The 22183-nt window shown below is 52.6% G+C and carries 21 protein-coding genes and 2 tRNA genes; 9 read left to right on the top strand and 14 right to left on the bottom strand.

Going from position 1 to position 22183, the window contains the following annotated elements:
- Positions 1–146: 146 nt before the first annotated feature.
- Positions 147–1448, bottom strand: a complete 1302-nt coding sequence (gene tig / locus KZ483_RS10810) for a trigger factor (protein WP_220352650.1) — start codon at positions 1446–1448, stop codon at positions 147–149.
- 93 nt (positions 1449–1541) lie between these two features.
- A complete protein-coding gene (locus KZ483_RS10805) occupies positions 1542–2441 on the bottom strand; it encodes a hypothetical protein (protein ID WP_220352649.1) in 900 nt (299 codons plus the stop codon).
- 194 nt (positions 2442–2635) lie between these two features.
- Between KZ483_RS10805 and KZ483_RS10800 the strand changes: the two genes are divergently transcribed.
- Both KZ483_RS10800 and KZ483_RS10795 read left to right on the top strand, forming a co-directional pair.
- Positions 2636–2709 (top strand) — tRNA-Gly (locus KZ483_RS10800).
- Positions 2710–2958: 249 nt separating this feature from the next.
- Positions 2959–3035, top strand: a tRNA-Arg gene (locus KZ483_RS10795).
- Positions 3036–3102: 67 nt separating this feature from the next.
- Here the strand turns inward: KZ483_RS10795 and KZ483_RS10790 are convergent.
- Positions 3103–4557 carry an aminotransferase-like domain-containing protein gene (locus KZ483_RS10790; RefSeq protein WP_220352648.1) on the bottom strand — a complete coding sequence of 485 codons (1455 nt, stop codon included), beginning with the start codon at positions 4555–4557 and terminating at the stop codon, positions 3103–3105.
- 304 nt (positions 4558–4861) lie between these two features.
- On the opposite strand from KZ483_RS10790, the gene KZ483_RS10785 reads away from it, so the two are divergent.
- Entirely contained in the window at positions 4862–5449 is a 588-nt protein-coding gene (locus KZ483_RS10785; protein ID WP_220352647.1) for a DJ-1/PfpI family protein, read from the top strand.
- 132 nt (positions 5450–5581) lie between these two features.
- Positions 5582–6481: an SDR family oxidoreductase gene (locus tag KZ483_RS10780; RefSeq protein WP_220352646.1), complete on the top strand. Its 900-nt coding sequence runs from the start codon at positions 5582–5584 to the stop codon at positions 6479–6481.
- A gap of 111 nt (positions 6482–6592) precedes the next feature.
- On the opposite strand, the gene KZ483_RS10775 is transcribed toward KZ483_RS10780, so the two are convergent.
- Entirely contained in the window at positions 6593–7834 is a 1242-nt protein-coding gene (locus KZ483_RS10775; protein ID WP_220352645.1) for an MFS transporter, read from the bottom strand.
- 285 nt (positions 7835–8119) lie between these two features.
- On the opposite strand from KZ483_RS10775, the gene KZ483_RS10770 reads away from it, so the two are divergent.
- A complete protein-coding gene (locus KZ483_RS10770; RefSeq protein ID WP_220352644.1) occupies positions 8120–8593 on the top strand; it encodes an Rrf2 family transcriptional regulator in 474 nt (157 codons plus the stop codon).
- Between the two features lie 124 nt (positions 8594–8717).
- On the opposite strand, the gene KZ483_RS10765 is transcribed toward KZ483_RS10770, so the two are convergent.
- From KZ483_RS10765 to KZ483_RS10755, 4 genes are all read right to left on the bottom strand, one after another.
- Entirely contained in the window at positions 8718–10046 is a 1329-nt protein-coding gene (locus KZ483_RS10765; protein WP_220352643.1) for a 5'-deoxyadenosine deaminase, read from the bottom strand.
- Positions 10047–10182: 136 nt separating this feature from the next.
- Positions 10183–10308: a hypothetical protein gene (locus KZ483_RS28465; protein WP_258881642.1), complete on the bottom strand. Its 126-nt coding sequence runs from the start codon at positions 10306–10308 to the stop codon at positions 10183–10185.
- 25 nt (positions 10309–10333) lie between these two features.
- The gene (locus KZ483_RS10760) at positions 10334–10681 is read right to left on the bottom strand and encodes a hypothetical protein (protein ID WP_220352642.1); all 348 of its coding nucleotides are present in this window, start codon (positions 10679–10681) and stop codon (positions 10334–10336) included.
- Positions 10678–11070 carry a hypothetical protein gene (locus tag KZ483_RS10755; protein ID WP_258881641.1) on the bottom strand — a complete coding sequence of 131 codons (393 nt, stop codon included), beginning with the start codon at positions 11068–11070 and terminating at the stop codon, positions 10678–10680. Before KZ483_RS10755 ends, KZ483_RS10760 begins: the two co-directional genes overlap by 4 nt.
- 134 nt (positions 11071–11204) lie before the next feature.
- Between KZ483_RS10755 and asnB the strand changes: the two genes are divergently transcribed.
- Entirely contained in the window at positions 11205–13049 is a 1845-nt protein-coding gene (gene asnB / locus KZ483_RS10750; protein ID WP_220352641.1) for an asparagine synthase (glutamine-hydrolyzing), read from the top strand.
- 140 nt (positions 13050–13189) lie between these two features.
- Here asnB and KZ483_RS10745 read toward each other — a convergent pair whose 3' ends face one another.
- A complete protein-coding gene (locus KZ483_RS10745) occupies positions 13190–13819 on the bottom strand; it encodes an XTP/dITP diphosphatase (RefSeq protein WP_220352640.1) in 630 nt (209 codons plus the stop codon).
- Entirely contained in the window at positions 13816–14562 is a 747-nt protein-coding gene (gene rph / locus KZ483_RS10740; RefSeq protein WP_220352639.1) for a ribonuclease PH, read from the bottom strand. The genes KZ483_RS10745 and rph overlap by 4 nt, the downstream gene beginning before the upstream one ends.
- 615 nt (positions 14563–15177) lie before the next feature.
- Between rph and KZ483_RS10735 the strand changes: the two genes are divergently transcribed.
- Both KZ483_RS10735 and KZ483_RS10730 read left to right on the top strand, forming a co-directional pair.
- Positions 15178–15780 carry a WD40/YVTN/BNR-like repeat-containing protein gene (locus KZ483_RS10735; protein WP_220352638.1) on the top strand — a complete coding sequence of 201 codons (603 nt, stop codon included), beginning with the start codon at positions 15178–15180 and terminating at the stop codon, positions 15778–15780.
- Between the two features lie 17 nt (positions 15781–15797).
- Complete coding sequence (locus tag KZ483_RS10730) at positions 15798–16433, top strand: WD40/YVTN/BNR-like repeat-containing protein (protein ID WP_220352637.1); 636 nt, start codon at positions 15798–15800, stop codon at positions 16431–16433.
- Between the two features lie 121 nt (positions 16434–16554).
- Here KZ483_RS10730 and KZ483_RS10725 read toward each other — a convergent pair whose 3' ends face one another.
- Positions 16555–17610, bottom strand: a complete 1056-nt coding sequence (locus KZ483_RS10725) for a GerMN domain-containing protein (protein WP_220352636.1) — start codon at positions 17608–17610, stop codon at positions 16555–16557.
- A gap of 149 nt (positions 17611–17759) precedes the next feature.
- Between KZ483_RS10725 and KZ483_RS10720 the strand changes: the two genes are divergently transcribed.
- Complete coding sequence (locus KZ483_RS10720) at positions 17760–18299, top strand: phosphatidylglycerophosphatase A family protein (RefSeq protein ID WP_220352635.1); 540 nt, start codon at positions 17760–17762, stop codon at positions 18297–18299.
- Between the two features lie 100 nt (positions 18300–18399).
- Here the strand turns inward: KZ483_RS10720 and hemG are convergent, their stop codons facing one another.
- The 3 genes from hemG to hemE are packed head-to-tail and all read right to left on the bottom strand — an operon-like array spanning position 18400 to position 21970.
- Positions 18400–19926, bottom strand: coding sequence for a protoporphyrinogen oxidase (gene hemG, locus KZ483_RS10715; protein WP_220352634.1), 1527 nt, complete (start codon positions 19924–19926; stop codon positions 18400–18402).
- Between the two features lie 54 nt (positions 19927–19980).
- Complete coding sequence (gene hemH, locus KZ483_RS10710; protein WP_220352633.1) at positions 19981–20907, bottom strand: ferrochelatase; 927 nt, start codon at positions 20905–20907, stop codon at positions 19981–19983.
- Positions 20900–21970, bottom strand: a complete 1071-nt coding sequence (gene hemE / locus KZ483_RS10705) for a uroporphyrinogen decarboxylase (protein ID WP_220352632.1) — start codon at positions 21968–21970, stop codon at positions 20900–20902. Before hemE ends, hemH begins: the two co-directional genes overlap by 8 nt.
- Between the last annotated feature and the right edge of the window lie 213 nt (positions 21971–22183).

Raw genomic sequence — 22183 nt, 5'->3', positions numbered from 1 at the left:
TACGATACCGGCGGTCCGTTATGTACGGGGCAAAGCCCCAAGTTACAAACAGATAGTGCCGATTAGGGAAAAATAAGGCACGTATGTACGTGCCTTATCTGAATCCGATGATCAAGCGAGCCGCCCTGCGGACGGCTTCGGTCTCCTTATGCCACTTCGCTCGCTGCCTTGCTGTTTTCCAGCAGGAATTTAATCGTTTTGCGAAGCACGAGATCTTCTTTGATGTTTTCGAGGTTGCCGTTGCTCGTGAACAAAGTGCGGAGCTCTTCGACCGAACGGCTGTATTGTTTGGACAGATTCTCCAATTCTTCGTTCAGGTCAGCCTCTCCCGCTTCGATGCCTTCAAGCTTGGCAATTTGCTCGAGAACGAGGTTGTTGCGGACCCGCTTCTCCGCATCGGCGCGCATCTGGCTGCGAAGCGCAGCTTCATCTTGCCCGGAGAACTGATAGTACAGCTCGAGATTCATCCCCTGCATGCGCAGGCGGTTCTCGAAATCGCGAAGCATGTAGCCTGTTTCGGAATCGATCATAGCTTCCGGAATATCGATTACAGCAGCATCAGCAGCTTTCTCGACCACAGCCGCTTCGCGCGCCTGCTCGTTTTCCTTCTGTTTGCGTTCCGCCAATTTGCTTACGAGATCCTGCTTGAATTCCTCAAGCGTATCGAATTCACTCACGTCTTTGGCAAATTCATCGTCAAGTGCGGGAAGATTTTTACGTTTGATTTCGTGCAGCTTCACTTTGAACACGGCTAATTTGCCTGCCAGGTTCTCCGCATGGTAGCTCTCAGGGAAGGTAACTTCGACATCTTTGAAGTCGCCTGTCTGCATGCCGATCACTTGTTCTTCAAAGCCCGGGATGAAGGAACCGGAACCGAGTTCAAGGGAATAACGCTCGCTTTTGCCGCCTTCGAACGCTTCGCCGTCCACGTACCCGTCGAAATCAATAACGGCAACGTCGCCCTTCTCGGCTGCGCCTTCCTCGATAACCGTCAATTCAGCATGACGCTGCTGCAGGCGATCGAGTTCCTCCGTGATTTCTTCCTCGCTTACGTTGACTTCCTCTGCCGGCACTTCCAGGCCTTTATATTCACCAAGCTGAACTTCAGGTTTAACCGTAACTTTTGCTTTGAATTTGAATGCTTGACCTTTGGCGAACTGATCCACTTCGATGTCCGGGCGGTCAACCGGAACGATACCTGTTTCTTTAACTGCTTCGGAATAAGCGTCCGGGAGCAAAATGTCGATTGCATCCTGATACAGGCTTTCCACGCCGAAACGGGATTCAAAAATGCCCCGCGGCACTTTACCTTTACGGAAGCCTGGCACGTTTACTTTCACAACAACCTTCTTAAACGCTTTGTCAAGCGCCTCGTTCACTTGTCCGGCTTCGACTTCTACGTCGAGCGCGACAAGGTTCTTGTCTATTTTTTCCCATGTTGCTTTCATGTTATGCTTTCCCCTCCAAATTAAATAACGCGAGCTGCGTTTATGTTTCACGCTTAATAAACCATTCTATTATAATCAACATCCAGCCGAATATCAAGGCTCGTCGCCATCATCCCTATCTTGCAGCTGAGCGACCAGCCGGAGCGAACGGCAAATTTGTTCATACCGGAATCTGAGAGATTCCGTTATTCCGTATGTATCTCTTAAATCGTCGTCGCTGACTCTGCCGTATAAGGACAGCTGCACGATCTGGTGCAGCGCCGCCGCGAAACAGTCCACGGTATCGTCATCGCCGGCAAGCAGGCGTTCGTATGCGGATGTTCCGTAGAAACATTGCAGAAATTCTTTCCACATCTCGCGGGCGAAATGAGGCATGGTGGCGTCGAGAACCTCCGTTACCGATTCCACCCGTTCAACGACTCTCGTAACCGTCTCCGGAAATTCGTCCATGGATAGCGGTGTCTGTTCGATCTCCACCTCTACGTGTTCGCCGAGCCGGACAATCGGGAGCTTTCCCGATACCCCTCGCCGGCGCAGGCATTGGAGCGCTTTAAACTGCAGGGCCGGATGCAGCTCCTCTCCGGTCAACCAGGTCACAATCGTCTGATCCACGTCCGGATGATCGAGATGGGCGGCCCTTTCGAGAGCGAGGACCTGTTGGTCCGCAATCGGATGGTGCTGCATAATGTACAGGACCTGCTTCACATAATCGTCGTCATACTCATCCGCTGCAAGCGCTTCGCGCCGCAGCGATTCTTCATCTGCCTCCTCCTCTTCTTGATGCTTGGCATGCGCCAGCGGACCTGCGCCTTGTTCTTCCATTTCGTGTGACGGAAATGCCATATCCAGCCACCTCAGCAGACTGCCCCATTCCTCATAATGGCGCTTCTCCTCGCCCTGGCACTGCAGCAAAAAGCGGAGCAGACGTTTCGCCGCCCCGTATTGTTCGGCCTCCAGCATGCGGGTAAGCTGCAGCTGATATTGATCAAGCATGTTTGGAAACAAGTATACGTTTTCTTTTCCGTCGCCGTGCGGAGTATTTGAAGTTGTAATAGTCTCACCGCCTTGTCTGTGGAACCGCGCCGCGAACCGGACATCGCTTTCGATTGAGTACGATTATAACATTGTCTGCTGTTGATTTCCATTTATGCGTGTGCTATCATAATTAATCATTGTCACGGTTTGCTGCGGGTGTAGTTCAATGGCAGAACGCCAGCTTCCCAAGCTTGAGGCGAGGGTTCGATTCCCTTCACCCGCTCCATTATGAATAACCATCCTGAAGGGTCCCGAATCCTGAAGGATATAAATAGTCTTCTTCAAATCAAGGACTGCCCGGCGTCACTTGTGTGATGCAGGCAGTCCTTTCCATTCTTTTCCCTTTATTGAGCGAAGCTGCAACAGGTCATGCGAGGACTTCCGTAAGGATGGACACTCGGAATTGCAGTCGAAGAAATCCATTTTTTTGACTCTTGCACATTTTTAACACCACATGTTATAATACTCATTACGTGTCCCGGTAGCTCAGCTGGATAGAGCAACGGCCTTCTAAGCCGTCGGTCAGGGGTTCGAATCCCTTCCGGGACGCCACTTCAACTATGAATATGAGCAAAGCCGCTTATCAGATTAACTGAAAGCGGCTTTTTTAATGTCTTAATTATGTTATCCCGAGGAGTGCCCTGCCCAAACGGCGGACACCTTCCTGTATTTGTTCCTCGCCGATTGCCGCGAATGAGAGCCGCAGAAAGCCGTCGTCGGCACCGAATACCCGGCCGGGCAAGCAAAGAACGCCTTCGCTGATCGCTGCTTCGAGCATATCCCTGTCCAGGATGTTTTTTTTCAGCTTTAGCCATACATAATAACCGCCTGGGCGGCTGTTTGACAATACCGGAACTGCCAATGGTTCGATATGCTCCCGAATCGCTCCCAGCATGCAGTCTCTTCTCGTCCTTAAACGTCCTCGAATATACGATAGATGAGCCTCATACCCCCCTGTATTCAAGAAACGGTCCGCCAATCTTTCACCGATATGGCTCGTGCTGTAGCCCATCCGGCTTTTGGCCTCGGCAAGCTTGGCCGTCACAGTCAGAGGCGCAATTATCCATCCGATACGCATGCCCGGCGTGGCGATTTTGGACATCGTTCCGAGGTATATAACGGTCCGGTCTCCCCCAGGCAAAGCTCTCAAAGGGGGCAGGGATCGCCCCGCTTCGTCTAAAAACAGCAGCGAGTACGGATCATCCTCAATGATGGGTATTCTTAGCTGCGCGCATATATCAAGCAAGGTAATCCGTCGGGCGAGAGAAAGCGTAGTGCCGGTCGGATTTTGGTAAGTCGGGTTGGTCAATACCATTTTCACCCGATGTTTGCGGGCAAGCTCGGGCAACTGCTCCGGATTTAGACCCTGACTGTCAATCGGCAGCTTCACAAGACGCAGTCCTGCCGAAGACAGGACGTTCATGCTGTATAAATAGGAAGGTCCTTCGACCGCAATAGCGTCGCCCGGTTGAAGAAGAGTATGGCAGATTAGATGAAGTGAGTGCTTCACTCCCGCGCTAATTAAGAGATGCTCAGGATCTGTAAGTATGCCGGCTTCAGCCTGAAGCCGCTGCGATATTGTCCTTCTGAGACCTGCATCGCCTTTAAAACTGCAATAATAGCTGAACGGTTCCGATAGATTTAACTCGGGAAGCCGCTGCTCCAACAGCTCCAGGGGCATCAAATCCGGAGACAGCTCGCCTTTGACAAAATTAATAATATTCGGCTTGCCGAACGATCCGTAAACCTGGCTCTGCAAAGCAGCCGTGGGGTCGAATAATTGGCGGACGGCTGTATAACGCTGCCAGTTCGGCGTCCGCACCTCTGCAGCCTCCCACAACGAATCGCTCACTCGGGTACCGCTTCCTTGCACGGAGGTGACAAGGCCCGATGCCCGCAGCTCCTCATAAGCGGCTGAGATCGTGCTGCGGTTGACGCAAAGCTGCAAGGCAAGCTCCCGTTCCGTCGGAAGCTTGGCGCCTGGAGGCAGGTCGCCTTTTAATATCTGCTTTTCAAAGTATCCGGCTATTTGCGCAAAAACCGGTCGTTCTCCGCTTGGTTCAGGTTTCCACATCGAATCCCCCTCCTCCACCTATTATACAAACATTATCAATTGGCTGAGCAAATAAAATGCCAATTGGCTGATGCGGCAACCATGTTTCGGCCCTATACTCGGGATATGTCCTATATTCGCTTATAAACAATCGGCAGGCGGAGACTACGATATTCAGGGAGAATACGTATGCGTGGCTTCAGCCTGGATTTATTTCGGATATTTGGATTTGCCGATGGTTCGTTAACAGCAGGATATTCAGAATAGAGCTTGAGCCGGCAGAACAAGCAATCCAACATTGATGGATAAGAGGAGTGTGGGTTCCATGAAAATTGCCTTTGTACTGTTCGACGGCCTTACTACACTTGATTTTACCGGTTTTTTCGATCCTGTTACCAGATTGGCGCTATATCCGGCAGGCAAGGATTTGACCTGGGATATATGTGCGAAGGGAGAGTATGTAACAGACGACCGGGGCGTTGTGATCAAGGTTCAGAAGGTAGATCCCGACCTCTCCGCATACGATATGGTATTTGTGCCTGGAGGCTTTGCGACGAGAGCTTTGCGGAATGATCGCGATTTTATCGCTTGGCTTCGTACAGCTGAGCATACCCGTTATAAAGTATCGGTGTGCACAGGTGCTCTACTGCTTGGAGCGGCCGGGTTTCTGCATCATAAAACAGCGACTACGAATGCACCGGCCTATGAGCTGCTGGCTCCATATTGCAAAACAATCGTAACCGACCACCGCATTGTGGAGGACGGAACTACGATAACGGCCGGTGGCGTGTCCGCTTCGCTCGATCTTGGTTTATTCGTTGCCGAGCTGCTGAGCGACACCGAAACAGCGCGGGATATTCAGAAGTCGATGAACTACCCGTATTATCAATCCGCGGCCATTAAACGGGTATGACCCGGCAGCGCCACCTCGCCGCCGGGCTTAAGAAAGCTGTTTATGGTCTTATCATGTGGGTAATAGTCCAATGTGTAGGTGTAAAATCTCTCAAAATCAGGAAGCCTATACCGTTGAAGGGAGTGCATGATAATGACACAGCAGCAGCAAAATACCCCTCCGTCCAGTGCAGCGCCAAAGAGGCCGACATCTTTTCCGCCGCAGCATCAAGACCGCAGGCCGGGTTTGGAGACAGAGATGAACCCGCGTCCGCAGTCGGATTCCCCGGCATACCGACCCGCAGGCAAGCTTCAGGGGAAAATAGCCGTTATATCCGGAGGCGACAGCGGCATAGGCCGTGCGGTAGCCATCGCTTACGCCAAAGAAGGCGCCGATGTGGCAATACTTTATTTGAACGAGCACGGGGATGCGGAAGAAACGAAACGCCTCGTGGAAGAAAAAGGCCGCCGCTGCATCACGTTCGCAGGAGACGTGGGGGATCCTGCTTTTTGCAAGTTAGCCGTGGAAGAAACGGTTAAACAGCTTGGCAAACTCGATATCGTTGTCAATAATGCAGCCGAACAGCATCCACAGGATAGGATCGAGAAGATTACGCCGGAGCAGCTTGAAAGGACGTTCAGAACGAACATTTTTGGAATGTTCTATTTGACGCAGGCCGCAATGCCTCATTTGTCTGCAGGTTCGACTATCGTTAACACCGCCTCGGTTACCGCCTATCGCGGAAATCCTATTCTGCTTGACTATTCTTCGACCAAAGGAGCCATTGTTTCCTTCACACGATCATTGTCGACGAATCTTGCAGACCAGGGTATTCGCGTTAATGCCGTCGCCCCCGGTCCGGTATGGACTCCTCTGATCCCGTCTACTTTCGATGCGCAGAAGGTTGCCAGCTTCGGCTCGGACGTGCCTCTGAAGCGCAGCGGTCAGCCTGACGAGATGGCTCCTGCATATGTATATTTAGCTTGCGAGGACTCGTCCTATATGACCGGACAAGTCCTGCACATTAACGGCGGCGAAGCCGTAAACGGATGATTATAAGGCAATTGATTTAGGAATATACGGCAAAGCAGAAAGAGACACCGTTGGTGTCTCTTTACTTTTTTACTATTACTGGCGATCAATGATGTTCTGCCAAGAAGCAATTTATTGACTGAGTGAACTCGGTTTGCGATCGCGTTTCCATGAAGCGATTGCCAAAAACCCGCCGATAAGCGTAACGAACGCCGCTACAAGAGAGATCGAATCAAGCCCCAGCCTGCCGTCGATAACCCGACCGCCGAGCCATGCCGCAAAGGCGGCGGCAATCTGGAATGCGGAAGCGTTTATTGCGATACCCAGCGTTGGGGCGGCATTAGCGGAAATCAGTACTTTGGTCTGCATGGCAGGGATGACCGAGAAAGCCAATGCACCGATAATAAAAACCATGATCGCGGCTGGAACCTGATATTGACGTACGAGCCAGAACAACACCTGCACGCCTGCCAAACCTGCGAGTAAGCCAATAAGAGACGGCATAAGAGCGCGGTCCGACATCCATCCGCCAGCCAGGTTCCCGACTGTGGCGCCGAGCCCGTATACCAGCAGCAGCACGGGGACAGAACCGGCGCCGAATCCGCTGATATCGGTCAATAGCGGCGCGAGATAGGTGAAAACCGTTAAAACTCCCACATTTCCGACCGCGGTGATCGCGAGGGCAAGCTGCAGCTCACGACTCCTTAGAACGCGCAGCTCAGTTAAAACGGAACCTGTCCTGGTCCCCCCGCGTACAGGCACGAATCTCATCAAAAAAATCAAAGCGATAACGGTAAAGGCTGCAATTGTCAGAAACGTCGCCCGCCATCCGAACTGTTGGCCGATGGCCGTGCCGATCGGGGCACCGAGAATCATCGCCAGGTTGAAGCCAAGGCCTACCTTCGCCACGGCCGAGGCCTGCTTGCCGGGCTGTGCCAGCGAAACGGCTATTACAACGGCCATCGCAAAAAAAGTGGCGACAACGAGCCCGCTGATCAATCTAGCCAGGAGAAGAATGACGTAACCCGGCGCTGCCGCCGCGACAAGGTTACCAATTATGAAGACTAGAACAAGGGCCACGATTAAAGGCTTGCGAGGGATGCCGACTGTTAGAACAGTGAGTATCGGTCCCCCGATAACCATGCCGAGCGCATAGGCCGTTACGAGGTGACCTGCCGAAGAGATGGAAACGGACAGGTCAGCCGCGACCACCGGCAGAATACCGGCGATGACAAACTCGGCTGTGGTGAGCGCAAAAGCGCAAAGCGTTAAGGTCAGAATCGAAAGAAGCTTTGGCGGCTCGCTCCGATATCGTGCGGACTGCATGTCTTCTTCTTTTATTGTGGGTGCATCCCCTTTCAATCCATTCCCCATATTACTGAACTCCTTCATTTGTCGGTTGTTCTCCCGCATAATTGTTTGCCCTCCAGCGCATAAGCTGGAACAATATAAATTAGTAACAATATTGGTATCTGATCAGGGAAATACTAACAAAAACTTTTTTGCCCGTCAAGGTGTTTCTTTGGAATCATCCTATCGATTTCTTGCGTGTGATTGAGAAGAAACCTCATTGACAATAGAAACGACGATACATACAATGGAGGGCAAGACAAGGATAAGATACTTTCCTCACGCCGTATTGAAAAGGAGAATCAGGCAATGTTTACCAACAGCCAATTTGTTATCGCTGTCCATATGATGACGATTCTCGCCGGGAACTGCGGGCAAAGAGTGAATTCGGACATCATGGCGCAAAGCATTAATACGAATGCCGTTATCATTCGCAGAATATTACGCAAGCTGGTCAATGGCGGGCTTGTATCCGCCGCCTCAGGGGCTGCTGGGGGCTCCATGTTGACTCGGAGACCGGAGCAAATCACTTTGCTCGATATTTACCGGATCGAAGGAAAGCAGCCGGTCTGCCTCCCCGGGAACAAACCGAATTGTTCGCTCGGCAACAATGTCCGAAGCGTACTAAGCAATAAACTTGCGGATGCGGAGCAGGCTTTGGAACATAAACTAGCGGAGATCACGATCGCGGACTTGTACATGGAATGTAATATTGCCGAGCATGCGGGAGTGACGGCTGAAACCAGCCTCGTTTTGAATAGAAAGCAGCCATATAAAAAGTAAAACAACCAGCTCCGAAAGTGCTGGTTGTTTCGCTTTATACGGGTTTGAACACTTCGCTCGAAACGTTTAGCGCCTTGCGGTGAGGAGGCTACCGAGCCTCAAAAACAAATGGAAACCCTTCTCGTCAAATCCGCTTCAGCAGCCTTGCAATCGAGCGATCGGCTTCGCGCAGTACGACTTGCTTGTCGACAGTACGTACCAAGCCGCCTTCGACGACCTGCTTGCCGTCGACCCATACCGAATCCACATTGCCGCGGGAAGCGGCATAGACAACACGCGAGTACGGATCGGCTTCATACGATGGAAAGGTGTGAAAATCGTTCAAATCGAGCATAGCGAGATCCGCCTTCTTGCCGGGTTCAATGCTGCCGATGAGGTGATCCAGACCGAGCGTCCTTGCTCCACCGATCGTCGCCATGCGCAGTACGGTCCTCGCATCCATGGTTTCCGGCCCGCAGCGGGCCTTATGCAGCAGCGCGGTAAGCCGCATCTCCTGGAACATATCCAGCGTATTGTTGCAGGGCGCCCCGTCCGCTCCGATCCCCATCCCGATACCATCCTCAAGCAGCTCCGGAATCAGAGCGATGCCTGACGCCAGCTTCAGGTTAGAGCCCGGGCAGTGCGTCATCTTCGTACCGGTCCTCTTCAAGATATCCCGTTCCTCATCGTCGAGCCATATGCAGTGGGCGAGAACGAGCCTGGGGGATGTAAGGCCGATATGGTCCAGATAAACGATGTTGCGCATCCCTCTCTGACTCATAACCAGATCGATTTCCTCACGATTTTCCGCTGCATGTGTATGTACAAGCACGTTATAGTGCGCGGAGAGATCGCGTACTTCTTTAAGGAGCTGCTCTGAGCAGGATACAACAAATCGAGGGCAGTAGGCATATCCGAGCCGGCCGCCGTCGTGGCCGTGCCATTGCTCGAGCAGACGCGTACTCTCTGCGATCGAACGGGCGGTTTCCTCCTGCAGCCCTGCGGGGACGTCGCCACCGGCATCCATCATAACCTTGCCGGATATCGCGCGAATACCGCTGTGCGACAACGCCTGAAACGCCGAATCAGTATGGCTTACCGTCTCCATATCGAGTATCGTTGTCGTCCCACTTCTCAAGAGCTCGCCGATACCGAGCATAGCTGAGTAGTAGACGGACTCTTCATCATGTGCCGCTTCAAGAGGCCATATCCTGGTACGCAACCAGTCCATCAGCGCCATGTCGTCCGCGCGCCCGCGAAACAAGGTCTGGCATAAATGAATATGCGTCTGCACGAAGCCCGGGAGCAGCAGCTTGTCTTTCGCTTCCACGATCTTCGTATCAGCCGCATAGTCCGTGATCGTGCCGCCGACGGATACGATTTTATCGTCCCGAATAAGAACGTCGCCTGTAGCGATATCGTCCCGGTCGTTCATCGTCACAATAGTTGCATTGCGCAGTAAGGTTGAACTCATACAGCCGCCTCCTTTATATTTCCCTTATGCGACTATTGTAGCAGAATGAAAGTGAAGGAGACGACTGTTTTCAAATAATCGTCATAAGTCAATTTGCGCTGTTCAGGCGGCTGCACGTTTGGCCTGCAGCACCACATTATTTTCTGACGCTTTCACTGGGGTTGTTCTGCGCCGGCTGTTTGGCGTTTTTCTCGAGAACCTCTTCCGCATAGTTGTCATTGGCGGCAAACTTTTGGCTTTTATTATCCTTTGTATTCTTCATGTCGGTTTAAATTCACCTCCTCTCTTCATGATCCGCCCAAGCGGCTGCTTAATTCTGCGCGTACTCCGGGATAAGACAGTATCTGCTGCTTAAAGGTTTCCCGTCTGCCCCAGTCCGTCTTCATCGTGACCGTCTCGAACAGATCAACGCTGATTTCCGTAAATGCATTGTGTAAATTGTTATCGAACCAATCGATCTCCGTAGCGGCTTCGTTCTTGATAACTGCAACCATGTCATAGTCGTTATCGAGCGACTCACTGAAAAACGCGAGCAGCTCAGGCGTTTCACTGCTCCCGGTATGTACCTCGACCTCGCAGCACCGCACGCCGTCCCTCTCGACGGTTCTTCTCACATGGGCGTTCGTCACGTTCATGAGAGCTCACCCTCGGGAAAAAGTCCCATTCCTTTGATATGCTTCTTCGTGACCGGCGTGCCAAGCTCGTAGAGAAGCTTGTAAATATCCTTCATAAAGACGTCGTAGCCCTCGTTGATTTCTTCGGAAGAAGCCGTTCCGTATGGATGGCTCGTAAAATGGAACGCCTGTGCTTCATCCATGCTGACCAGCTCCTCGAACAGCTCCTGCAGCCTGTTAAGCTCCTCTTCGTTGGCCCGGATTTCGAACTCGAACACCGCTGCCTCAGGGTCCTCGAGGATCGACCCCGCTTGGACCGAAACATAATAAGTGTGGCGGTCGTAAAACGCGGCCTCACTCCCGTTCTGCACGCTGCCCGGCTCTTTAGGCGAGTCTAAACGCTCATCCATCGTACACCTTCACTCCCTTTTCTGGCGTTTTTCCATGCGATAGCATCCCCCTTCGGACAGACATTTTATCCATATTTACCGCATAACCATCATAGTATCGCTGTTTAAGCCCCGCATAGAGAGGAATGAGAACCATGTGTGGATTCACGGGCTGGATTGATTGGACCGATGACCTGACAAGACAATCAGCGACGTTGGAAAAGATGACCGAAACAATGGCCTTTCGCGGTCCTGACTCATCGGGCACCTGGATATCTCCGAGCTGCGCTCTCGGACATCGAAGGCTTTCCGTCATCGACCCGGTGAATGGCGCTCAGCCGATGGTCCGAACCTCCGACGACGATACGTATGTCATTGTGTATAACGGAGAATTGTATAATGCCCCCGAGCTGAAGAAGGAGCTGGAGGGCAAGGGAAGAAGGTTTACAACGACTTGCGATACCGAAGTGCTTCTGGTTGCTTACATGGAATGGGGAAAAGCTTGCGTTGAGCGGTTGAACGGGATTTTCGCGTTTGCCGTATGGGATTCACGGGAGCAGCAGCTGTTTCTTGCCCGCGACAGGCTCGGCGTCAAGCCGCTGTTCTATGCGAAGCAATCAGGTAAATTCATATTCGGCTCCGAGCCGAAGGCAGTGCTTGCTCACCCTGCGGTTAAGACGGAGGTCGGGCCTGAGGGACTGGCGGAAATTTTTATCCTTGGCCCTGCGCGTACGCCCGGACATGGCGTATATCGGGATCTCGGCGAGCTGCTTCCCGGCCAATACGCGACTGTTAGCCGCTCCGGAGTTTCCATTGCCCACTATTGGAAGCTGGAAAGCCGCCCGCACAGCGAGGACGTGAACGCCACCGCCCGAACGGTTAGAGAACTGCTCAAGGATACGGTCGAGAGGCAGCTCGTATCCGATGTGCCTCTGTGCACGCTGCTGTCCGGCGGCCTCGATTCCAGCGCGCTGACAACGTTGGCAGTCCGCTACTATGAACATACCGGTCAGGGGAAGGTTCATACGTACTCAGTCGATTATGTCGATAACGACAAGCATTTCAAAGCGCACGATTTTCAGCCGAACTCCGATGCGCCTTGGATTGAGAGGATGAACAGCTATTTGGGCACGGTGCATCATCCGGTGCAATTCGATACGCCCGAGCTGATCGAAGCTCTGCGGACAGCCATGCAGGCCCGTGATTTGCCGGGTATGGCGGATGTAGATGCGTCCCTGCTGCTTTTTTGCCGCGAGATAAAGAAGGAAGCGACTGTCGCCATTTCAGGCGAGGCTGCTGATGAGATTTTTGGAGGTTATCCGTGGTTCCATCGGGATGATGCTCTGAATGCGGATACGTTTCCGTGGTCGCTTGCATCCGGCATGCGCGCCGAGCTGCTGTCGCCTGATGTAGCGGCCTGGATCCGTCCGCTCGAATATATACGAGACCGCTATTCCGACGCGGTGGCGGAAGTGCCTAAGCTGGCCGGAGAAGATCCAGTGGCCGCACGGATGCGGGCCATGTCGTATTTGAATATAACCCGATTCATGCCGACGCTGCTTGACCGCAAGGACCGGATGAGCATGGCCGTCGGACTCGAGGTGCGAGTACCCTATTGCGATCACCGGCTGGTTGACTATGTATTCAACATCCCGTGGGAGATCAAGACCGCAGGCGACCGGGAGAAGGGTATCCTTCGCTTTGCGCTCGAAGGAATCCTGCCTCATGACGTGCTTTACCGGAAGAAGAGCCCCTATCCGAAAACGCATAACCCAAACTATCTGAATACGGTGCGCTCACAGCTGCTTGAGGTGCTGGACGAAGGGACGTCGCCGCTTCTCCCGCTTATTAATGTGAAGAAAATTCGCGAGATTGCCGAATCGGACACAGCCAGCTCCAATCTGCCATGGTTCGGTCAGCTTATGTCCGGCCCGCAGTTGTTCGCCTACCTGCTGCAGGTCGACATGTGGCTTCGTGATTACAAAGTGGTCATTCGTTAACAGCGGCGGAATCCCCCGAGCGGCAGCCGCGCCGTGCAGCAATTGATAAAGCCCCGAGACAAGCGCTGGCAGCGCATGCTTCGGGGCTTCTCTCATATTTAAGCACGAACGGTGCAGCGATTTTGGCAAACCAGACTGCCTTAGGCTTTCAGCTTCTTAAGCAGGGATGACAGCGCAGCGCCGCGGTGGCTGATCGCCTGTTTCTCCTCTGTCGTCAGCTCAGCCATCGTTTTGTGAAAAGATGACAGCCAGAACAGCGGATCGTAGCCGAAGCCGCCATCTCCTCTGGGCTTATCGGTAATGCTGCCGGCCACATAGCCTTCAGCCTCGGTGAACGTGCTGCCGGATGGATCGTACAAAGCGAGAGCACATACGAACCTCGCTTCACTAAGGAGCTTCATTCCGTCTTCAAGCCGGTTCGAAGCCGCTGTTATCTTCGAAAGCTCGTCCAGCAGCTTCGTATTATTGCGGGCATCGCTTGCTTCAGGCCCGGCATAACGCGCCGAATAAACACCCGGCTGACCTCCGAGCACTTCCACCTCCAGCCCTGAATCGTCCGCAAGCGCCGGAAGCCCGAGCGCTTCCCCGACGGCCCGAGCCTTCTTGCGGGCGTTCTCGGCGAAAGTGCTGCCATCCTCCACGATATCCGGCAGGTCCGGATAATCAAACATACTGACGACATTCATGCCAAGCTTCCCGAATGCATGGGCAAACTCTCTTACTTTCCCGGCATTTTTCGTCGCTACAACAATCGTATCGCCGGGCTTCATGCTTGAGTCATACCGATCCGGCTGCCGATCGGCCCAAGTACGTCCCGTTGTTTCGCGATCAGCGACTGGATTCCCTCTTCGGCCAAACCGAGCAGTCCGTCCAATTCCTGCCGGGTAAACGGCGATTCTTCGCCCGTCCCCTGAACCTCGACAAATTTGCCTGCTCCCGTCATGACCACGTTCATGTCGACCTTCGCTTTCGAATCTTCCTCATAGTTCAGGTCAAGCAGCGTTCTCTCCTGTATGACACCAACACTTACAGAAGCCAGGAAATCGGTTATCGGATATTTTGCATAATCGACTGTTTTGGAAATCCTATGTACCGCGATCGCCAGTGCCACAAACGCGCCGGTTATCGAAGTCGTCCTTGTACCGCCGTCCGCCTGGATAACATCGCAGTCCAGCGTAATTGTACGCTCGCCAAGCGCTTGAAGATCGACAACCGAACGAAGGGCGCGTCCGATCAGCCTTTGAATCTCCATCGTTCGCCCTGTCAGCTTGCCCTTGGCCGATTCACGTTGATTGCGTACTTGGGTGGCGCGGGGCAGCATGGCGTATTCGGCGTTAATCCAGCCTTTCCCCTGTCCTTTCATAAAGGGCGGCACTCGTTCTTCTACCGATGCGGTGCACAGCACCTTCGTATCGCCGAATTCGATCAGCACCGAGCCTTCCGCATATTTATTCGGATTCATCGTTATTGTAACCGGCCGCAGCTGGTTCTCTTGCCGTCCGTCAGTTCTCATTTAAAGTAATCCTCCATCTGTATGCAGCATGTTACCCGCCTGCCCTGTTACGCGGCTGCAGTTTAATTCATCCCATTTTACCAAACACAGGAGAGAAAAGCACCTTCCGTGTCCTTATTGCCCGATTCAAATAAGCGCCGACTGCCCTAATATGGCGGAAGACGCTCCTTGGGGACGTTCTCGATTCTTAAAATGCCGGTTCGAGCGATTCTTTATACTTGCCCTCGATTTATTTTTTACTTCCCGCGAATTAAGAGCTTTGGCCAACATTCGCTTCCTTCAATAATAGCTGGACTCTAGTATTCTTCCGATTAAAGTTGACAAAAAGTACAATAAACCGAACTATGGATTGTCAATCGATCGATATACTTTCATAAATATGTCGAATAACATTATTTATTATTAATTGTAATGATTAACAAATATAGGCCTAAAGTATGATTACCATAAAAAGTTCATAGTGACATAATATAGTAAGATACAAGCCATCCCCAAACGATTCATTCCTTCGACTTTTCATTATTCCGCCTCAACACACCATCCTGTTCATGGTGCAAGACGGGGATGGCGCTTCAACAATCCCAGTTTCGAGAGAGAAGGGTGTGAAGTAAAAGTATGAATAATCGAAGGTTTTCATTAGTACTTGTATTTGTTCTTCTTTTGTCAGGAATCATACCGTCTTATGCCTCCGCCGATGTCCTTGACGAGTGGCATCCCCGTAATCCGCTGCCAGCCGGCTACGATCTTTCTGCTGTTACTTACGGCAACGGCACGTTTGTGGCAGTAGGAAGTCGCGGAACAATATTGACCTCCGGAGACGGATCAAACTGGGTTAGCCGCCCGTCCGGCATTCCGTATGATCTTGTAGATGTCGCTTTTGGCAACGGCAGGTTCGTAGCGATGAATAAGGATGGCGTATTTCTGACATCCAGTGACGGAACGTCATGGAAGATTAGTTATCTGGTCGGATCCTCGTTAGACCCGGTTGACTATCGACCTTTTATTCGTTTTATTCAAAGCAGTATCACTTACGGCAATGGAAATTTCCTGGTATCTGGCAAAAAAGTATTTCGGGCGTATCCTGCAGATACGACCATCGTATTATTATCGACAACGACACTTAATGGAGACACAATTACGGATTCAAGATCAGTGAATATACCGTTAACTGGGACAGCAATTTTCTTGACATTGCATATGGCGGCGGCAAATTCGTAAAGACAGGCGAGGGTGGAATGGTTTACAACTCCCTGGATGGAAGGAACTGGACTAAATGCGAGTCTGGCACCATAGAACCGCTAGACGGGGTGGCGTACGTCAACGGCATATTCTTGGCGGTGGGGAGATCCGGAACGATTCTGGCATCCGCTGACGGAACAACCTGGACAAGCCGCCAGTCGGGCACATCAAAATATTTAAATGAAATCGCATACGGAAATGGTTCATATATCGTGACGGGTGAAGATGGAACGATTCTGACATCCCCTGATGGAATTAACTGGACGAGTCGCTCTTCCGGCGCTACGCTAGATCTTCAAGGCATCGCTTACGGATACCGCACCTTTGTGGCGGTGGGTAAGGCTGGAACAATCCTGCAATCCTCCATGTCAGCACCTGCACCTGACAATGCTGCCCCCATAACCAAATACTCTGTCAAGCCAAACTGGGTCAACGAAGGGGGCAAAAAATACATCAAAGGCTATACCGTCACTTTGACCGCTACAGATAATTCGTCCGGCGTAAAAATAACTTATTACCGAATTAATAAAGGCGCGTGGACCGTCTATACCGACCCTTTCGTTTTGTATGGCTCGGGCAATTTGGACTTTTACAGCGAGGATAATGCCGGCAATAAGGAAGCGGTGTATTGATAATTCCGTAAAAGAATGGATTTTCAAACCTCATAGCTTTTTTAGTTCGAAGAAGCCTGCCGATAACCTCGGCAGGCTTCTTGCGTTGCGTTATGCACTGCAGCGCTGTCGGTGCATTATATTAAGACTTGAACGCGTTGACATGCTGCGGGGCGCTCACAGGCTGACTGTATGATTGATTGTTGGTATCCTTAATGTCGGTTTTTCCGTTCAGCTTGATTTGGACCTTGGCGGCGCCTGTATTCTCAGTCAATGCGAGAACGATAGCCTGCAGCATTTCAGCCGGCTCCTGCTGCCCTTCTTGATAAGAGTTATCCTGCAAATCGATGGTTACGACGTCGTTCTTCTTGGTGACGCTGTTGACTACGACGTCCGGCGTCATGACGGCGGTAAGCTGGCGGGAGTCGGCAGGGCCGCTGATCATCTGCTGGATAGCCGCTTTCGCCCGGTTATCAGACCGGTTTACGAGCCGGGTGACAGGTACGAAATACATCTGGTCATTTGGCGTGACGGCAGAGAAATACAACGTGACCGGCGTTGTCTGGCTGTAATTATTGACTCCGTCCGCCGCCTCGAGATTAATGCCCACCGCACGGGTCAGCGGCTGATCGATAGGCATGCCGTCAACCGGCATTTCGTTCAGCTTCTGTCCTTCCAGCCAAATCTGCACCTTCTGGATGCCTTCCATTCCGGTTAATGTCCATGTGACCGCTTCAACCATATGCCGTTCGTCCGCTGCGTTATAATCCTCGAACGCTTTCGAGAAATCGACTATTGCCAACTTCTGGTCAGCCACAATGTTGAAACCCTTAACTTGAGTCCCTTTCGGAAGTACCGCTTGGAAGCCTTCCGGCAGTTCATTCGCGTATGGACCGCCGTCTACCATCATTTCGAGCGCTTTCTGGCCGGCTTTTTCTCCGGCTCCCAGTGCGGCTTGTACGGTAACCGGAGCGAGCATACCGTTATCGTCCTTCAGGTATACCGTCATTTGTGTCTGATCGCCCTGTGCGGCGGTCTGTGCGGTATTAATCATGCTGTCGACGTTTTGCGCACCGGTTTGCGGCGGATCAATCGATTTGCTCGCTTCTTGCGAGAATAAACCGCAGCCGGTGGTCAGGATGGGCAGCGCCAGCGCTCCGGCGAGCGCAGCCCGGCGAAACAGGCGATAGTAATTCATGTCGTTTTTTCCTCCCCGTTAATTGGTTGGCATTCATGTAATTGGTATTCATTTGGTACAAGTTCGTCTTTTGTAGTACTATGTATACGAGCCCTTCCTATCAATTAGACCAGTTTTGTCCACCATTTCGAGACAAGAGGTGAGTCCATATGTCCAAATCGAAATTGTACAGCTTAAACAGTGAAAAAGTCGCCTCAGCCACGAACGAATGGCTCGCCAAACGCGGTGTAACAACGAAGCAAATCGCCGAGCTCGTTATGTTCTTGCAAAAGGATTACTACCCGGAGCTGACTATCGAGGAGTGCGAGCTTTACGTTCAAGCCGTACTCTCCAAACGCGAGGTCCAGAATGCGGTGCTCACCGGCATTCAGCTCGATCTGCTGGCTGAAGAAGGCAAGCTGATGCCGCCGCTCCAGGAAATGATCGAGAACGACGAAGGTTTATACGGCTGCGACGAGATTTTGGCGCTTTCCATTGTGAATGTATACGGCAGCATCGGGTTCACCAACTTTGGCTATGTCGATAAGCTCAAACCGGGCATTTTGAAAAAACTGAATGACAAAGAGGGAGCGCAGTGTCATACGTTCCTTGACGATATTATCGGCGCCATTGCTTCGTCGGCCAGCAGCAGGATCGCTCACCGGAAGCAGGCGGAACGTGAAGGAAACATGGATCTGCCACTCGATTGATCCGTTCGCCGGCAGGCTTAGAGCCGCTCCTCATCGAAAATTTCGGCAAAATAAAAAGGGACAGCGAAAGCCAATTGGCTTTCGCTGTCCCTTTCTTACTTTAACTGCGGCTAAGCGCTTCATAGACACGCGCTGCCGCTTCTTTGCCCTGGCGGATACAATCAGGTAAGCCCACGCCGTCGAACGCGGCGCCTGTCACCCAAACGCCTGGCATTTGAGCGGCCATGGATGCGCGCAGGGAAGCAACCTGCTGCGTATGTCCGACGGGATATTGCGGCATGGAACGATGCAGCCGTGTGATTTCCGTAAACAAGGGCACCGCAGTGATTCCCATGATTTCGCGGATATCGCGTCGAACCGCTTCGGTCAGCTGATCATCCGGCAGATCGACGACTTCTTCGTCTCCGGAACGGCCGACATAGCAGCGAAGCAGCACTTTATCGCCCGGGCTCGAATGCAGCCACTTGGCGGATGTCCAGGTGCAAGCCGTAATAGTGGTACCTTCGGACCGGGGAATAACGAACCCCGACCCGTCAAATTCAAGACCGAAGGTCTCCTTGTCGAAAGCCATGACAACATTGGCGACCGAGACGTAACGTACGGCATGCAGTGCCGCTGTTTCCATATGAGGCTCGAGCAGTTCCGCAGCGTCATAAGCCGGTGCGGTTATGACAATACCGTCCGCCCCCAGTATCTCGCCGCTGCTTAGGAGAATTTCGTAAGGTGCCGGAGGTTGTCCGCCAGCTTCCGTACCTGCGCCGGAATCCGGCAAATATAAGCTATCCCCGTCTTCTCCGATATCAGGCTCGTTAATTCGAAAGGCTACCGCTTTGATACCGAGCTTTCGTTCCACGCCGGAAAGCGCGCTATCCAGCGCATTAATCATCGTAGCCAGTCCGCCTTTAAATGTGAGAAACATGCTGCTGCGAAGCTGTGGAGGCAGATTGGCTGCTCCGGAAGCCGCAGCTGCAGCTGCCTTTCTCTTGTTCGCCCGCATTCCCCGGATTAGGCTCCCATGCTTTCTTTCCGCTTCGCGGAACTGCGGGAATGTCGACTGCAGGCTCAGCTTGCGCAAATCGCCCGCATAGATCCCGGCAAGGAGGGGCTCGGCCACCCGTTCCATCACTTCGTCGCCCAGACGGCGCGACAGAAAATCGCCAAGCGACTCGTCACCTTCCTCCCTGCGGGCAGGAAGCACAAAATCCAGCAGAGCGCGCAGCTTCCCGGGCCACGAGAGTAAGCCGGTCTTTGCAAATGGTGTAATTTCCGTCGGTATTCCCAGAACCAGACCCGTCGGCATCGGGTACAGCTTGCCTCGATGAAGGATATATGTTTTCTTGGCCCCCGGGTTGGTGCCGACAAGCTCATGCTCGATACCGAGATCATAAGCCAGATCGATAATCGGCGTCTTACGGGCCAGGAAAGAATCCGGCCCTCTCTCGATAACGAAGCCGTCCCGTTTTAACGTGTTGACCTTGCCGCCTAACCGCTCCGCCGGGTCAACGATAGTAACCTGTATGCTGCGTCCGCGTTTCTCCGCTTCCCGCAGCAAATAAAAAGCGGAGCTCAGTCCGCTGATCCCGCCGCCAATGACGACTAATCGATCAGGTTGTCCGCTTCCCCGCATTCGCGTTCATCTCCTCTTCCTGCATGTGCCGCTTTCTATACATGATATGACAACCTAAAATGGCCATTTATCCTGAGTTCGTACCGATTCCGCAAGCGTGTCCATATAAAGTGGATCGGTATTCAGCATCTGAATCCGCTCAAACTTAACTCCGATTTCCCGCGCTGCCGCTTGTGCTTCGATATCGAGATCGTACAGCACCTCTAAATGATCGGACACAAAGCCGATCGGAGCGGAGAGCACCTGCTTGTATCCCCTCTCGCCTGCTTCCGCCAGCGTTTCCAGAATATCCGGTCCGAGCCACGGCTCGCGCGTTCGGCCTGCGCTCTGCCATGTAAACTGCCAGTCGGACACGCCTGCACCTTCGGCAACCGCAGCTGAGGTTTCGTTCAGCTGGCGTTCGTAAGGATCGTTCATCTCCCTGATTTTCTCCGGGAGACTGTGGGCGCTGAACAGCACTTTTAAAGGCCGCGTACGGTCAAATACATCAAGCGCCGATTTCACCCGGTGCACAAGCGCTTCGATCAGCTTAGGATGTAAATGGTAGCTCTCCACAAAAGTCATTTCCAGGCCAAGCTCATCCGCTTTTTCCCGAGCGCGCTTGATATAACCGCCAACGCTCATAACCGAGTAATGCGGCGCCAGAACGATACCGATCGCCGTGCGAATGCCGTCTTTGAACATTGCGGCGACACCATCCTCAATATATGGCCGCGCATGCTTTAATCCTTGATAACAAACGTAGCGCCCCGGCGCAATTGTATCCAGCTTCTCCTGAAGCCCGGCCACCTGCCGGTTCGTGTTCTCCCGAAGCGGGAAGACGCCGCCCACGACTGCCTCGTAGCGGCCGCTCAGCTCGGCGAGCTGCTCCGTTGTAGGAGGGTGTCCCCTCCTGATATGGGTGTAATATTCTTCAATGCCGTCCATGCTCTCCGGCGTTCCGTAAGACATGACAAGCACCCCGATTTTAAGGTCAGGCATGACGCGCTTCCTCCCGCTTCGACCCGGCAATCGCTTCCGCCGAATACTTATGAATATATGAGGTCAGCTCGCGCAGCTTGTCAAGTGAAGCTTCCGGAAACAATCCATGGCCAAGGTTGAAAATAAATCCCGGCTGCGCGATACCCTCATCAATAATCCCTTTTGCGTAAGATTTCACGACATCCATAGGCGCGGTAAGCACATAAGGATCGAGGTTGCCCTGCACCGCGAAACCTCCGCCCAGACGGCGCCGCCCCTCTGTAATCGGCACGCGCCAGTCGAGTCCGATCACATCAGCCTTTACCGAGCCAAGAGTCGGAAGCAGCTCGCCTGAAGCAACTCCGGGAAAATATATTTTCGGCTGCGGCAGGTCGGACAGCTCATCGAAAATCCGCTCGATCGTAGGCAGCACGAACCGCCGGAAATCGTCGGGCGCGAGCGCACCGACCCAGCTGTCGAACAGCTGGAACGCTTTGCCCCCCGCCGCCATATGGGCACGCAGGTAAGCAATAACCATGTCGCCAAGTTTATCCATCAGCTGATGCCATACCGCCGGATCGCCGTACATAAGCGATTTGGTCCGTATGTAGGATTTGGACGGACGACCTTCAATCAAGTAGCTCGCTATTGTAAAGGGCGCTCCCGCAAAGGTGATAAGCGGCACATCAAGCTCGCGGTCCAATATACGAATCGTATCCAGAACGTGAGACAAATCACCCTCAACATCGATCGGTCTCAGCTTGGCCACATCAGCGGCTGTACGGATCGGATTGTCTATAACCGGCCCGACATTCGGCACAATATCAAAATCTATGCCGATCGATGCGACCGGATTCATAATGTCGGAATACAAAATAGCCGCATCAACACCGAGCTTCTTCACCGGCATAAGCGTAACCTCGGCTGCCAGCTCTGGCTGACGGCATATTTCAAGCAGCGAATATTTCTCTTTTATTTTACGGTATTCGGGATCATAGCGCCCCGCTTGTCGCATATACCAGACGGGTACGCGATCGACTTGCTCCTTGCGGCAAGCGCGGATGAACCGATCGTTGTAGCTCATTGACGTTCCCCATTTCTACTGTTTTCCCATCGTTTCCATTCCATTATGCCCTTTTTACAGCGGTGTAACAACTGTCAACATTCGACGATCATTGACAATCGTATGACAAATGGGCATCGTCCGGCTTCACCCGGCTGTTCGTAAGCGGCCGTCGTTGACAAGCATTCCAAATCTGACCCGATTTTCAGAGCGGGTTTTTGGGGGAGTGGCGGG

Source organism: Paenibacillus sp. sptzw28, assembly GCF_019550795.1.
Lineage (GTDB): Bacteria > Bacillota > Bacilli > Paenibacillales > Paenibacillaceae > Paenibacillus_Z.
This window is presented reverse-complemented; position numbering and strand designations above follow the sequence as displayed.